A 14,272-nucleotide genomic window follows, 5' to 3' on the forward strand; every position below is an offset into this window, starting at 1 on the left:
GGCGAGGCCGAGCGACGCCGAGAACCCGTCGATGGGTTACTTCAGCGTCACGCTGCCTCTCATCATGCTGATGTGCCCAGGGAACGTGCAGAAGAATTCATAGCTCTCGGCCGGATCAAGCTTCGAAACGTCGAAGGTTACTGCGTCTTTCTCGCCGGCACCTATAAGCCTGGTGTGGGCGATTACGCGTGGGTCGCCTTCCTTGAGGTAGTCTTTGTCGATACCGACGCTCATGCCGTCAGTGGAAATACCTTGGGAATCGGACTTCTTGCTCAACACCCAGTTATGCCCCATGACGTTCTTCGGCAGGCTGCCGGAGTGCGTCAGGTTGACCGTGAAGGTCTTGCAGCTCTTGTCGATTTCGATGGCTTTCTTGTCAAACATCATCTGGTCAGTCGAGTCGATGGTGGTCGAGCACTCGGCGGCCAGCAATTGACCACTGGCCAGCGTCAACAGAGAAATCGCTACAAGCGTGCGGATCATTTGAATCTCCAGGGCAGTTCTTCAGATTTAAAGTGGCTTTAGATTTAAAAACAGACGATTGAAAACAGAGCGTCGAACAGCGGCAGGGTTCCAATAGCGTGAGCCGACCACGTGAACTATCAGGGCCATCGAAACAATCAAACAGCCAGCCATCGAGCGCCACTCTACCATCGGCCTATCACTCCCCTCATGGAAAGACCTTCATGCAGCTCAATAGCCTGTTTCGCAGTTTGCTTGCCGCCTACGCCTGTGGCGCGAGCGCCAGCTGTCCGCATGATGCGTACGACCGGGCCCGGCACAGTGCCTGATGTGCTCGATGCCGCCGAGTAATGAACGTTTGGCGGGCGAAGGGAATTAAGCGCCCGTCACGCGACCGGCATGACCGTGACCCGCACGTCGGGATCATGCGCCCCGCCGCCCAGAATGACGCCACGCAGCGGCGACACGTCCGAAAAGTCGCGCCCCCAGGCCAGGCTGATGTGCTCAAGCGCAGGCTGCACGTTGTTGGTCGGATCGAAATCCACCCAGCCGGACGCCGGGCAGAACACCGACACCCAGGCGTGCGAGGCGTCTGCGCCGATCAGGCGGGGCTGACCCGGCGGCGGCTGGGTCAGTAGATAGCCGCTGACGTAACGCGCAGCCAGCCCACGCGAACGCAGGCACGCCAGCATCAGGTGCGCGAAGTCCTGACAGACACCGCGCCGCCGCTCCAGCACCTCCACCAACGGCGTCGCGACTTGCGTGGCCTCGCTGTCGAAGGTGAATTCGTCGAAGATTTTTTCCATCAGCGCCTGCACGCCCAGCAGCAAAGGTCGCCCCGGCGGGAAGCAATCCTGCGAGAACTCGACGAACGAGCGCTTCAAATGCACATACGGTGACTCGAAGCGGTAACGACAGGCCTCAAGCACATCCTCGGACATCGGCTTGGCGCTGTAGGTCAAGGCACTGCGCGTGACTTCCCATTCCGGCGACAGGTTGAAGTCCAGATAGGGCCGCTCCAGCACTTCGATCTGCAGGCGCGCGTTGACCTGCAACTCATCGTGCGGGCGCTCGAAAGCCAGTCGGGTCAGCGGATTACCAAACACGTCCAGCTCATCGCGGCGCGAGGTGGGCGTGGGAAAAATCTCCAGGCTCTGCTCGGTACAGCGCTGCCATGGATTGCTGCGCGGCCACAGGTGCGCCAGTTGCTGGGCCAGCGACACCGGGCTGTCGTACTTGTAGTGCGTGTCGTGAAAAATCTGGTAAAGGGCGCTCATCAGACAGATACCGTGCGTTGGCTGACATCATCGACGTGGGCAAAGTGGCGCAAGGCCAGACGATCAGAAGCCTGGCCCGCGCACTCACCGATGCCTTGCAGCAGGTCGGCCAGCCCGTCCAGCACCGCGTCGATACTGCTCTGACCAAACAGCGGGTTTTCGAGGCTGCCGAGGTCAAAGCTGGCCAGACGCTGGGCCAGAACGGCCAGGCTGTTGTCACGCGGCGCGTCGAAATTATCGCTCAGGCGGCGCAACGAACGCTGCACCAGTTTGAGCTGAAACAGCACAGCGTGGGGGTTCTGGTCGTCGAGCAGCAACAGGTCCAGCACCGGAATCAGGTGTGGCACTGCCATATAGCGCGAGCGATAGGTGATGCTGCTGTTGCCCAGTTCCAGCAGCCACTCCAGGCCTGCCTGATCCGAAACGGTGGTGCCGCGCAGAAAAGCCGCCAGGCTGATGCTGAGAAACTTCAGGCGCTCGATACGCCGCCCGATCATCAGAAAGCTCCAGCCTTCATCGCGGGTCATGTCGTCCAGTGCGAAACCGGACAGTGCCGCCAGCGACATCACCAGACGGTTGAGGAAATCCAGCAGCTCGCCAAAGTCCGGCTCCTCGGTATCCAGACTCAGCGCTTCACGTTGCAGTTCGACCAGCGCTTGCCAGTTCTCCCGAGACAACTTGCCGCGCACTTGCGAGGCCGCCCACTGCAGACGCTGCAGGTTCGCGCGCAGGCTGAACGGCCACTCTTCACCCAGCAACGCCGTCAACAGACGATGCTGAAGCGTTTCGTCTTCCTCGACCTCAGGCAGCACGCCCAGGCTTTCGGCCAGCGTCACGGCGGCCTGCAGGGCCTGTGGATCGTCATCGTCGACATAACGCGTGAACATGATGCGCAGCAGGCGTGCGCTGTCATCACAACGCTCGCAGTAGCGGCCGAACCAGAACAGGTTTTCCACGACCCGCGACGGCAGGTAGGGATCGCGTCGGATAAGGTCATAGACGCCCAGCGCACGCTGACCTTTCAAGGGTTCGCCAGGATGAACACCACTGTAGGACCGCTCGCCCAACACCCAGGTGTCTTTACTGGCACCGCCCCGCTGCATCGAAACCACATCTGCATCGGCATCGGCCGCCACGCGTGTCAGCCCGCCCGGCAGGACGCGATAGCCATCCAGGCCCGCGACGGCATAGACCCGCATGCCAATGGCACGCGACTGCAAGGCCTCGCCATCGGCCTGCAAAACGGGCGCGTGAGACAGCTGCGCCAGCTCTTGTGCGACATAGGCGTAAGGTCGGGCCTGCATACGGGTCGCAAGCGCCTTGCGCTGCTCCTCATTAAGGTCGCGGCCAAACACCGGCACGAAGTGTTGCGACGGAAACGCAGGCTTGATCAGCAGCTCAGGGAGCTTTTCCAGCGCCTGCGCCAACACCGGCGGCTCGCCGCACCACCAGGTCGCCACGGAAGGCAGGATCAGTTCTTCGCCGAACAGGTATTCGCAGATCTTGGGCAGAAACCCCAACAGGCCAGGCGATTCCAGCACACCGCTGCCCAAGGCATTGGCCACCAGCACGTTGCCTCGACGAACCGCTTCCAGCAGCCCCGGCACACCGAGCGCCGAGTCGGTGCGCAGCTCAAGTGGATCGCAGAAATCATCGTCCAGACGACGCATGATCGCGTGAACCCGGCGCAGGCCGCTGAGGGTCTTCAGGTAAACCGTGGCATCGCGCACCGTGAGGTCGCCACCTTCGACCAGTGGATAACCCAACTGGCGTGCCAGATACAGGTGTTCAAAATAGCTTTCGTTGAATCGCCCCGGCGTCAGCAACACGATCAGTGGTGCTTCATTGCTGGTCGGAGCCTGACGGGCCAGAGTCTGCTGCAAGGCACCGAAGAAGCCGGAGAGGTGCCGGACCTGCAGATCGCGATAGGCTTCCGGCAAGGCACGCGCCACGATCTGGCGATTTTCCAGCGCGTAACCTGCGCCGGACGGGGCCTGGGTTCGGTCAGCCGTGACCCACCAGCGGCCATCCGGCGTGCGGGCCAGATCCACGGCATACATGTGCAGGAACGTGCCTTCGGGCGGTTTCACGCCCTGGCACGGCCACAGAAAGTTGTTATGCCCAAACACCAGTTCAGCGGGCAGCAGGCCGTTGGCGATCAAGGTCTGCGGGCCGTACAGGTCGGCGAGCACTGCGTTGAGCAAGCGCCCGCGCTGGGCAATACCGGCAGCCACGTGTGCCCACTCGTCAGCCGGAATAATGTGCGGCAGCAGATCCAGCTCCCACGGACGGTCAGCGCCCTTGGGATCGGCGTAGACGTTGTACGTCACACCGTTTTCCTGAATCTGCCGGGTCAGCAGTGCCTGACGCTGGGTCAGTTGCGCAGGCGAACTGCGGCGCAGGTGCTCGTACAGACGCCGCCAGTGCGGACGAACCGTGCCATCGGCATCGAGCATCTCGTGGTAGGTACCCTCGGACAGCGGGTATCGGTCAAGCAAGTCGGGCATGGAAGGCTCGGCAGGGCAGCAAAAGGACTTCAAGGGACATGGTCGGGTGTCACGTCCGTGCGCACCCGACTCGTGGAGCCGCTGTTAATCAGGTGAATGCAGGCGCATATCCAGCGTCATCGGCAGTTCGTCGTTAATGTTGAGCGACGGGACCTCCAATTTTCCCGGTGTATGGCCGATGCGGAAGAACCGCGACATGCGACGGCTTTCCGCTTCGTTGGCGTTGACCGGCAAAGTTTCGTAGTTGCGACCGCCCGGATGGGCGACATGATACTCGCAGCCGCCCAGTGAGCGCTGCATCCAGGTGTCGAGCAGGTCGAACACCAGCGGCGCGTGCACCCCGATGGTCGGTTGCAGGCAATTGGCTGGCTGCCAGGCGCGATAGCGCACACCCGCGACGAACTCCCCCGCCTGACCGGTCGGCTGCAACGGCACCGGAACACCGTTGCAGGTCAGCAGATAGCGTTGTGGCGGCAGACCCGTGAGATGGACCTGTAGGCGCTCCAGCGACGAATCCACGTAGCGTACCGCGCCACCGCCCGAGCCCTCTTCACCCAGCACGTGCCAGGGCTCCAGCGCCTGACGCAGCTCCAGTTGAATACCGTTGACGGCGTAATCGCCGACTTTCGGAAAGCGGAACTCCAGGTGGGCCGCGAACCAGTCGGCGCGCACCGGGTAACCGGCGCTGTTGAGGTCGGCCACCACGTCTGCGAAATCCTGCTCGATGAAGTGCGGCAGCATGAAGCGGTCATGCAGTTGCGTGCCCCAACGCGCCAGCTTGGCGGGTGCGTAAGGCTCACGCCAGAAGCGGGCCACCAAGGCACGCAGCAGCAACTGTTGAGCCAGGCTCATGCGCGCATGCGGCGGCATTTCAAAGGCACGCAGTTCCAGCAGACCCAGTCGGCCGGTGGCACCGTCGGGCGAGTACAGCTTGTCGATGCAGAATTCGGCGCGGTGCGTATTGCCCGTCACGTCGATCAGCAGGTTGCGCAGCAAACGGTCGACGACCCAGGGCGCGACCTCTTCACCGGGCTTCGGCATTTGCGAGAAGGCGATTTCCATCTCGTACAGCGAGTCGTTGCGGGCCTCGTCGATGCGTGGAGCCTGCGACGTCGGCCCGATGAACAGACCGGAAAACAGGTACGACAGCGACGGATGATTGTGCCAGTAGCTGATCAGGCTGCGCAGCAGATCGGGACGGCGCAGGAACGGCGAGTCGGCAGGTGTAGCGCCGCCCATGACGAAGTGGTTGCCGCCACCGGTGCCGGTGTGACGCCCGTCGATCATGAACTTCTCGGTGGTCAGGCGCGTGAGACGCGCTTGCTCATAGAGAAACTCGGTGCGCTCCACGAGTTGATCCCAACTGGCGGAAGGCTGCACGTTGACTTCGATTACGCCCGGGTCCGGGGTAATACGGAAGTTGCACAGGCGCGGGTCGCTGGGCGGCTCGTAGCCTTCCAGCAATACCGGGCAGTTCAGCTCTTGGGCTGTCGCTTCGATCACCGCGACCAGCTCAAGGTATTCCTCAAGTTTCTGCAGCGGCGGCATGAACAGGTACAAGCGCCCGTCACGCGCTTCGGCGCACAGGGCCGTGCGGGTCAGCCAGTCGGCGGACTCGTCGAGCTCGGGGGCACGCTCGGCATCGGTGTCGCAGGCTTTGGACTGCGCGATCAGCGAGTCGCTGTCCGCCAGCTCCGGGAAGGCCTGGTTATGGTCAGTCGGATGAATGAACGGGTACTCGGCCGCCTTGACCCACGGCTGCGAAGCCAGTGGCAGGCGATAGCCCAGCGCCGAATCGCCCGGCACCAGACGGCAATGATCGTCACGCAGGTACCAGCGGCCACTCTGCCAGCTGTCGCCGTCAGCCGTGCGCGCCAGCGGCAGGACCTGGCCGATGACCTTGTCCAGCCCCTGAGCGAAGACCTTGCGCAGACGCGACCGCTCCATCTCGTCGCCCAGCCTTGAATCCTCGGCCGTGACGTTCACCGGCAGCGCACCCTCGCGCCACAGGTAGTAATAATTGTCTTCGTAGGCCGGGAACACGAAGCGGGTCGGCAGCTTGAGCCGCTCGGCAACGCTGGCCAGAAAACGCCCCGCCAGCTCGCCCGTGACACCGTAGTTTTCGGTCTCGCTGGCGATCAACGCATTGTTGCGCCAGACCGGCTGGCCGTCCTTGCGCCAGAAACAGTTCAGCGACCAGCGCGGCAATTGCTCGCCCGGATACCATTTGCCCTGACCGAAATGCACGATGCCCAGCGGCGCGTAATGGTCACGCATGCGCTGGAACAGCTCGGCAGACAGCTCGCGCTTTTTAGGCCCGAGTGCAGCCGTGTTCCATTCCGCGCCGTCACGATCATCAATCGACACGAACGTCGGCTCACCGCCCATGGTCAGGCGCACATCATCGCGTAGCAGGTCGGCGTCGATCTGATGACCGAGGGCCTGAATGTCCTGCCATTGTTCTTCCGTATACGGCTTGGTAACACGCGGCGCTTCCCAGACCCGCTCTACCGACATCTCATGACTGAACTGAGTCTCGCAAGGCTCCACCAGCCCGCTGATCGGCGCGGCAGACGACGGTTCCGGGCTGCACGCCAACGGAATATGCCCCTCGCCTGCGAACAGGCCTGAGGTCGCGTCCAGGCCGACCCAACCGGCACCCGGCAGATAGACTTCGCACCAGGCGTGCAGGTCGGTGAAATCGACGTCGGTGCCGGACGGGCCGTCCAGCGCCGCGACATCGGCCTTGAGCTGAATCAGGTACCCCGACACAAACCGCGCCGCCATGCCCAGGTGGCGCAGCAACTGCACCAGCAACCAGGCCGAGTCCCGGCATGAGCCGGAAGCATGCTCGAGCGTGTACTCAGGCGTCTGCACGCCCGGTTCCATGCGGATCAGGTACGCGACGTCCTGACTCAGGCGCTGGTTGAGCCCGACCAGAAAATCGATGGCCGGTATCGGCTCGCGGCTGATGCTGTCCAGGTAGGCTTGAAACCTGGGCGTCAGCGGCAGTTTTTCCAGATACGGCGCCAGCTCGCGCTGTTCCTCGCTGGCGTACAGAAACGGAATGTTCTCGGCGTAAGGTTCGAGGAAAAAGTCGAACGGATTGAACACCGCCATCTCGGCGACCAGATCGACCTCGACGCGGAACTCGTCGGTTTTCTCGGGGAACACCAGACGTGCCAGGTAATTACCCTGCGGATCCTGCTGCCAGTTGATGAAATGATTTTCAGGCAGCACTTTCAGCGAATAAGACAGCACACGCGTGCGGCTATGGGCCGCCGGACGCAGGCGAACAATCTGCGGCCCCAGTTCGACAGCGCGTTCGTAGCGGTAATGCGTGACATGGTGCAAGGCAATATGAATCGACACGGCGTGCCTCCTGCGAGCCTGAACGGTAAATGATCCGCGCAAGACTTATGCCATCCGGTCAAAGTCCTGCGTCTGCGACGCTGGCAATACGTGCCTGAACGGACAAGGCACCAAAATCGCGCCAGCCGACGCCAAGCGTGCAAGGGTCGCACGATAATGTGGCAGACAGTGTGGCAGAGGGATGAGGCGGGAGGTGAAGTATCTGAGTGAAGCGAGGGCGCTGCGGGGAAAGCGGCTTGATCCACGTCATCAGTGCCAGTGGGACGCATGCCAACGCAGGGCATTGGCACGATCAGGCTCATGGCCGTACACACGTCTTGCTGCAACCAACGGACCGTGGGAGGCGGCTTGCCGACGATGCGTTTTTTGACGCGACACATCAGCGGCTGGACAGACGCCATCGCCGGCAAGCCGCCTCCCACCGGGTATGCATTCAGTCAGACACTTTCGTTTTGGCCCGGCTTTGCGCGTCTTTCGGAGTATCACAGCGTGGGAACGATCAGCCTGAGGTGATCGCTACCACGCGCCGCGTCCGCGTGTAGCGACCTAGCGCGGCACCACAGGCTTGCGAGCAGGCTTGCCGCCCTTGCCTTTGCCACCCTTGGCCGCTTCCATACGCTCCTTGGCCGCTTGTTTGTTACGGGCCATGGCGGCAGCCTTGGCCTCTTCGCGCTTGTCCCATGGCTTGCTACCGTCACTGCCGCGTGGCGGCAGACCGGTGTGCTGGGTCTGAATCAGCGTGGTCTTGGCCGCCTTGGCAACCTTGTGGCTGCCAGCAGGCGTCGAATTCTTGCGACGCGCACTCTGGTAGCTGTCAGTGGCAGGCTGATGCAACGGAATCAGTTGATCCTTGCCCGGGCCGATCAGATCGGAACGCCCCATACGCTCCAGCGCCTCACGCAGCATCGGCCAGCCCTTCGGATCGTGATAACGCAGGAACGCCTTGTGCAGACGACGCTGCGCCTCGCTCTTCACGATCGTGACCGCATCGCTCTTGTACGTGACCTTGCGCAGCGGGTTCTTGCCCGAGTGGTACATGGCCGTGGCCGTGGCCATTGGCGAGGGATAGAACGCCTGCACCTGGTCGGCACGGAAGCCATTGCCCTTAAGCCACAGCGCCAGGTTCATCATGTCTTCATCGGTAGTGCCCGGATGGGCCGCAATGAAGTAAGGAATCAGGTACTGCTCCTTGCCTGCTTCCTTGGTGTACTTCTCGAACATGCGCTTGAACTTGTCATAGCTGCCAATGCCCGGTTTCATCATCTGGTTGAGCGGACCTTCCTCGGTGTGTTCCGGGGCGATCTTCAAGTAACCACCGACGTGGTGAGTGACCAGTTCCTTGACGTACTCAGGCGACTCGACTGCCAGGTCGTAGCGCAGACCAGACGCGATCAGAATCTTCTTCACGCCCGGCAAGGCACGCGCGCTGCGATACAGCTGGATCAGCGACGAGTGATCGGTATTCAGGTTCGGGCAGATGCCGGGGAACACGCAGGACGGCTTGCGGCACGCGGATTCGATTTCCGGGCTCTTGCAGGCGATGCGATACATATTCGCCGTCGGCCCGCCGAGGTCGGAAATGACGCCGGTGAAGCCTGGCACCTTGTCGCGGATCTCTTCGATTTCTCGAATGATCGACTCTTCTGAACGGTTCTGAATGATGCGGCCTTCATGCTCAGTAATGGAGCAGAAGGTGCAGCCGCCGAAGCAGCCACGCATGATGTTCACCGAGAAACGGATCATGTCGTAGGCCGGAATCTTTTCCTTGCCGTACGCAGGATGAGGAACACGTGCGTAAGGCATGCCGAACACGTAGTCCATTTCTTCGGTGGTCATCGGAATGGGCGGCGGATTGAACCAGACGTCCACGTCACCATGCTTCTGCACCAGCGCACGGGCGTTACCCGGGTTGGTTTCCAGGTGCAATACGCGGTTGGCGTGAGCATACAGCACGGCGTCGTTGCGGACCTTTTCAACCGATGGCAGGCGGATGACGGTCTTGTCACGGGTCATGCGCGGGCTGGCGAGAATCTGCACAACCTTCGGTTCGTTCGGGTCTTCGACCGGACCTTTTTCCTGTTCGATGGCGCAGGCTTCAGTGTCCTGAGTGTTGACGTACGGGTTGATGATCTTGTCGATCTTGCCCGGACGGTCGATGCGCGTGGAGTCGACTTCGTACCAGCCTTGCGGCGTGTCGCGACGAATGAACGCTGTGCCGCGCACATCGGTGATGTCTTCGACCTTCTGACCGTAGGACAGACGCTGGGCGACTTCGACGATCGCGCGCTCGGCGTTGCCGTAGAGCAGGATGTCGGCGCAGGCGTCGATCAGGATCGAGTTGCGAACCTTGTCCTGCCAGTAATCGTAGTGCGCAATACGGCGCAGGGACGCTTCGATGCCGCCCAGCACGATCGGCACGTGCTTGTAGGCTTCCTTGCAGCGCTGGCTGTAAACCAGACTCGCACGGTCTGGACGCTTGCCCGCCATGCCGCCTGGGGTGTAGGCGTCATCGGAACGGATTTTCTTGTCCGCGGTGTAGCGGTTGATCATCGAGTCCATGTTGCCGGCAGCGACACCGAAGAACAGGTTCGGCTCGCCGAGTTTCATGAAGTCGTCTTTGGACTGCCAGTTCGGCTGGGCAATGATACCCACGCGAAAACCCTGGGATTCGAGCAGGCGTCCGATGATCGCCATGCCGAACGAGGGGTGATCCACGTACGCATCACCGGTCACGATAATGATGTCGCAGGAATCCCAGCCAAGCAGATCCATCTCTTCCCGACTCATGGGCAGGAAAGGTGCTGGTCCGAAACATTCGGCCCAGTACTTGGGATAGTCAAATAACGGCTTGGCTGATTGCATGTTCAGGACCTACGTTTGCACGTTGGAAAAATCGCGGGCGCGGAATATAGCACATTTTTTGATCAAGTCCGACGGCAATGGTCGGAATTGAGTGGATGGCTTCAGCGCCAGCCTCTTCGCGAGCACGCTCGCTCCCACAGGGATAAGTTGTCACCTGATATCAATCATCATCGAAGTTGTAACTGCCCGGCGCCAGGTTCTCGAAACGGGTGTATTTGCCGATGAACGCCAGGCGGGTAGTGCCGATAGGGCCGTTACGCTGCTTGCCGATGATGATCTCGGCGATGCCCTTGTGCTCGGTCTCCGGGTGATACACCTCGTCGCGGTACACGAACATGATGACGTCGGCGTCCTGCTCGATCGCTCCGGATTCCCGGAGGTCGGAGTTGATCGGGCGCTTGTTCGGACGTTGTTCCAGGGAGCGGTTGAGCTGCGACAGGGCAATGACCGGACAGTTGAATTCCTTGGCCAGCGCTTTCAACGAGCGGGAAATCTCGGAAATCTCGTTGGTCCGGTTGTCACCGCTCGATCCCGGGATCTGCATCAACTGCAGGTAGTCGATCATGATCATGGCGACATCGCCATGCTCACGCACCACGCGGCGGGTACGCGCGCGCATTTCCGACGGGCTGATACCAGCGGTGTCGTCGATGAACAGCTTGCGGTCATTGAGCAGGTTGACCGCTGATGTCAGGCGCGGCCAATCGTCGTCATCCAGCTGACCGGCACGCACCTTGGTCTGATCGATGCGACCCAGCGAGGACAACATACGCATGATCAGCGACTCACCTGGCATCTCGAGGGAGTAGACCAGCACGACCTTGTCGCTGCGCAACACGGCGTTTTCGACCAGGTTCATCGCAAAGGTGGTCTTACCCATCGACGGACGACCGGCGACGATGATCAGGTCGGCCGGTTGCAAGCCGCTGGTCTTTTCGTCCAGATCGGTATAGCCGGTCGAGAGTCCGGTGATCGCGTTGTCACTGTTGAACAGCGTATCAATCCGGTCGATGGCCTTGGTCAGCAAGTCGTTGACGCTGACCGGGCCGCCCGTCTTGGGCCGCGCTTCGGCAATCTGAAAGATCTGCCGTTCGGCCTCGTCGAGGATCTCTTCGGCGGTACGGCCTTCGGGGTTGAACGCGCTGTCCGCAATTTCGGTGCTGATGCCGATCAGTTGTCGCAAGGTTGCCCGCGCACGAACGATCTGCGCGTACGCCTTGATGTTGGCGACCGAAGGCGTGTTCTTCGCCAGCTCACTGAGATAGCCAAGGCCGCCGACCTGAGAGGTCTGCCCTTCCTTGTCCAGCTGTTCGGCCAGTGTAACGACGTCTATAGGGCTGTTCTGGTCAGCCAGGCGCGCAATGGCCCGGAAGATCAGGCGGTGGTCGTGTCGATAGAAATCACCGTCCGAGACTTGATCGAGCACCCGCTCCCAGGCGTTGTTGTCCAGCATCAGACCACCGAGCACAGCCTGTTCGGCCTCGATGGAATGGGGCGGCACCTTGAGGGCAGCGGTTTGTAGATCGTATTGCTCAGGGCTGGAGATTTCGTTCATGGCCACTTGAATTCGAGGTTTACAGAATAGGGATGCCATAAAGACAAAGGGCACGACCTGTGAACAGGATCGTGCCCGATGTTAATCCTCTGACGGCAATGCCGCCAGACGATCACGTACTGCTTAAGCAGCCACTACGACAACGCGTACGGTCGCTTCTACGTCGCTGTGCAGGTGCACGGCTACGTCGAATTCGCCAACGTTGCGGATAGTGCCGTTCGGCAGACGAACTTCGCTTTTTGCAACTTCAACGCCCGAGGCGGTCAGTGCATCAGCGATGTCGTGGGTGCCGATCGAACCGAACAGCTTGCCTTCGTCACCAGCAGTGGCAGTGATAGTCACTTCCAGCTCAGCCAGTTGGGCAGCGCGAGTTTCGGCAGATGCTTTCTTGTCTGCAGCCAGTTTTTCCAGCTCGGCACGACGCTCTTCAAACGCAGCCAGGTTGGCAGCGGTTGCAGCGGTGGCTTTGCCGTAAGGCAGCAGGTAGTTACGACCGTAACCGGCCTTAACGTTTACTTTGTCGCCCAGGTTGCCCAGGTTGGCGACTTTTTCCAGAAGGATCAGTTGCATGTGGAAATCCTCTTAACTTTTAACCTTCACCGTTCGCAGGACCATTGCCGGAATCTTTCGATACCCGGCGACCGCGAAAATCAATCAGGCTGTCGACAATGGCTATCACCACGAGCAACGGATAGATCAGCTGCATGAATACCAGCAGCGTGATGTACATCCCTACCAGCCAGAACCTGGACAGGCGCTTTTCAGCGACAAGTCCGTGGATCAGTGCCAGCCCTGCAAATACCAGCGGTACGCTGCAGAGCGGTGTAAGCATGGCCATCTGAGGACCGAAATTCGGCCCCACCAGCATGCACACCACCAGCACCAATGCCGGCACCAGCGGGATTCTCACGGCGCGAAACTCGCGCCCGAAACCACCAGGGTTGTACAACAACGCTTGCCAGTAGCGCCCAAGAATCAGGCTCAGCACACTGACGATTTGCAGCAAAGCCGCTATCAGGCCATTCAGGACGGGGGCAATCAGTGCTCCCAGACGCGCGCGCTCTTCTACGTTCATTTGCTCGTAGAGCCCAGAGAGCATTGCCGGCAGGTGTTTCTGCAACTCCTGCGACATCGCTTCAATGGGTTCGCGAAAAACCGCACCCAGTACCACTGCGTACACCACACCCAACGCTACGCTGACCAGCAGCACGCGGACCCAGGACTCGCTGGCACGCAACACCATTGCCAAGCTCAGCGAACCGGCCAGCACCATGGCTGTACGCGGTTCGCCGAAATACCACCAGACCAAAGCCGGCAGCAGAGCCCAGGACAGGACACCAACGGCATCACTGAACCCGCGCCGCAGAAGCACCAGGCAACCTGCGGCAGCACTCAACCAGAAAAACAGCGGCAATGCCGCACATCCAGCCACTACGAGAGTGGCTTGCATGCGGCCGCGCATGATGAATTCAGCCAGGGCACGCATGCTTTCTATCCCTTGTTACGATTTGTCGACTACCCGGTCTCAGCGGCCGTGGCTGTCGGTGTAGGCCAGCAGGGCCAGGAAGCGGGCGCGCTTGATAGCGGTGGCCAGCTGACGCTGATAACGTGCTTTGGTACCAGTGATACGGCTTGGAACGATTTTGCCGGTCTCGGATACGTAAGCTTTCAGAGTGTTGAGATCTTTGTAATCGATCTCTTTGACGTCTTCAGCGGTGAAGCGGCAGAATTTACGACGACGGAAGAAACGTGCCATGTAATTGGCTCCTCAAAAGGTCCGTGGATTACTCGTCAGCGTTATCGCTAACGTCACTGTTGTCGCCGTCATCGCCATCGGCGCTGTCGGAGTGCTCAGGACGGTCACGACGCTCACGGCGCTCACTGCGGTTTTCTTCAGCCTTGAGCATCTCGGACTGGCCAGTGACGGCTTCGTCGCGACGGATGACCAGGTTACGGATCACAGCATCGTTGTAACGGAAGTTGTCTTCCAGCTCGGCCAGAGCCTTGCCAGAGCACTCAACGTTCAGCATCACGTAGTGAGCCTTGTGAACATTGTTGATTGCGTAAGCCAGTTGACGACGGCCCCAATCTTCCAGACGGTGGATTTTGCCGCCGTCTTCTTCGATCAGCTTGGTGTAACGCTCTACCATGCCGCCGACTTGCTCGCTTTGATCCGGGTGGACCAAAAAGATAATTTCGTAATGACGCATGAATGCTCCTTACGGGTTGTAGCCTGC

At 60.6% G+C, this 14,272-nt stretch carries 10 protein-coding genes; all 10 read right to left on the reverse strand.

Going from position 1 to position 14,272, the window contains the following annotated elements; translation table 11 throughout:
- Positions 1 to 36 precede the first annotated feature (36 nt).
- Positions 37 to 483, reverse strand: coding sequence for an azurin (gene azu, locus H8S56_RS11450; RefSeq protein ID WP_187518702.1), 447 nt, complete (start codon positions 481 to 483; stop codon positions 37 to 39).
- Positions 484 to 848: 365 nt separating this feature from the next.
- Positions 849 to 1,739, reverse strand: a complete 891-nt coding sequence (locus tag H8S56_RS11455) for a transglutaminase family protein (protein ID WP_024696328.1) — start codon at positions 1,737 to 1,739, stop codon at positions 849 to 851.
- The gene (locus H8S56_RS11460) at positions 1,739 to 4,246 is read right to left on the reverse strand and encodes a circularly permuted type 2 ATP-grasp protein (RefSeq protein WP_187518703.1); all 2,508 of its coding nucleotides are present in this window, start codon (positions 4,244 to 4,246) and stop codon (positions 1,739 to 1,741) included. The genes H8S56_RS11455 and H8S56_RS11460 overlap by 1 nt, the downstream gene beginning before the upstream one ends.
- Before the next feature lie 84 nt (positions 4,247 to 4,330).
- Complete coding sequence (locus H8S56_RS11465) at positions 4,331 to 7,618, reverse strand: transglutaminase family protein (protein WP_187518704.1); 3,288 nt, start codon at positions 7,616 to 7,618, stop codon at positions 4,331 to 4,333.
- 546 nt (positions 7,619 to 8,164) lie between these two features.
- Positions 8,165 to 10,480 (reverse strand): YgiQ family radical SAM protein, encoded by a 2,316-nt coding sequence (locus H8S56_RS11470; RefSeq protein ID WP_024694072.1) that lies wholly within the window; start codon positions 10,478 to 10,480, stop codon positions 8,165 to 8,167.
- Positions 10,481 to 10,640: 160 nt separating this feature from the next.
- On the reverse strand, positions 10,641 to 12,035 hold the full coding sequence (gene dnaB / locus H8S56_RS11475) for a replicative DNA helicase (RefSeq protein WP_024685845.1): 1,395 nt from the start codon (positions 12,033 to 12,035) through the stop codon (positions 10,641 to 10,643).
- Between the two features lie 123 nt (positions 12,036 to 12,158).
- Positions 12,159 to 12,605 (reverse strand): 50S ribosomal protein L9, encoded by a 447-nt coding sequence (gene rplI, locus H8S56_RS11480; RefSeq protein ID WP_004883587.1) that lies wholly within the window; start codon positions 12,603 to 12,605, stop codon positions 12,159 to 12,161.
- 19 nt (positions 12,606 to 12,624) lie between these two features.
- A complete protein-coding gene (locus tag H8S56_RS11485; protein ID WP_024685846.1) occupies positions 12,625 to 13,521 on the reverse strand; it encodes a YybS family protein in 897 nt (298 codons plus the stop codon).
- Positions 13,522 to 13,560: 39 nt separating this feature from the next.
- Positions 13,561 to 13,791 carry a 30S ribosomal protein S18 gene (gene rpsR, locus H8S56_RS11490; RefSeq protein WP_002551829.1) on the reverse strand — a complete coding sequence of 77 codons (231 nt, stop codon included), beginning with the start codon at positions 13,789 to 13,791 and terminating at the stop codon, positions 13,561 to 13,563.
- Positions 13,792 to 13,819: 28 nt separating this feature from the next.
- Positions 13,820 to 14,245 carry a 30S ribosomal protein S6 gene (rpsF, locus tag H8S56_RS11495; protein ID WP_004883583.1) on the reverse strand — a complete coding sequence of 142 codons (426 nt, stop codon included), beginning with the start codon at positions 14,243 to 14,245 and terminating at the stop codon, positions 13,820 to 13,822.
- Between the last annotated feature and the right edge of the window lie 27 nt (positions 14,246 to 14,272).

Origin of the sequence: Pseudomonas triticifolii, assembly GCF_014358015.1 — a bacterium.
Classification (GTDB): Bacteria; Pseudomonadota; Gammaproteobacteria; order Pseudomonadales; family Pseudomonadaceae; genus Aquipseudomonas; species Aquipseudomonas triticifolii.

Bases quoted from the DNA above. Each gene is read 5' to 3' on its own strand.
- dnaB (WP_024685845.1), bottom strand. From the start codon at position 12,035: ATGAACGAAATCTCCAGCCCTGAGCAATACGATCTACAAACCGCTGCC.
- H8S56_RS11455 (WP_024696328.1), bottom strand. From the start codon at position 1,739: ATGAGCGCCCTTTACCAGATTTTTCACGACACGCACTACAAGTACGAC.
- rplI (WP_004883587.1), bottom strand. From the start codon at position 12,605: ATGCAACTGATCCTTCTGGAAAAAGTCGCCAACCTGGGCAACCTGGGC.
- azu (WP_187518702.1), bottom strand. From the start codon at position 483: ATGATCCGCACGCTTGTAGCGATTTCTCTGTTGACGCTGGCCAGTGGT.
- H8S56_RS11485 (WP_024685846.1), bottom strand. From the start codon at position 13,521: ATGCGTGCCCTGGCTGAATTCATCATGCGCGGCCGCATGCAAGCCACT.
- H8S56_RS11470 (WP_024694072.1), bottom strand. From the start codon at position 10,480: ATGCAATCAGCCAAGCCGTTATTTGACTATCCCAAGTACTGGGCCGAA.
- rpsR (WP_002551829.1), bottom strand. From the start codon at position 13,791: ATGGCACGTTTCTTCCGTCGTCGTAAATTCTGCCGCTTCACCGCTGAA.
- H8S56_RS11460 (WP_187518703.1), bottom strand. From the start codon at position 4,246: ATGCCCGACTTGCTTGACCGATACCCGCTGTCCGAGGGTACCTACCAC.
- rpsF (WP_004883583.1), bottom strand. From the start codon at position 14,245: ATGCGTCATTACGAAATTATCTTTTTGGTCCACCCGGATCAAAGCGAG.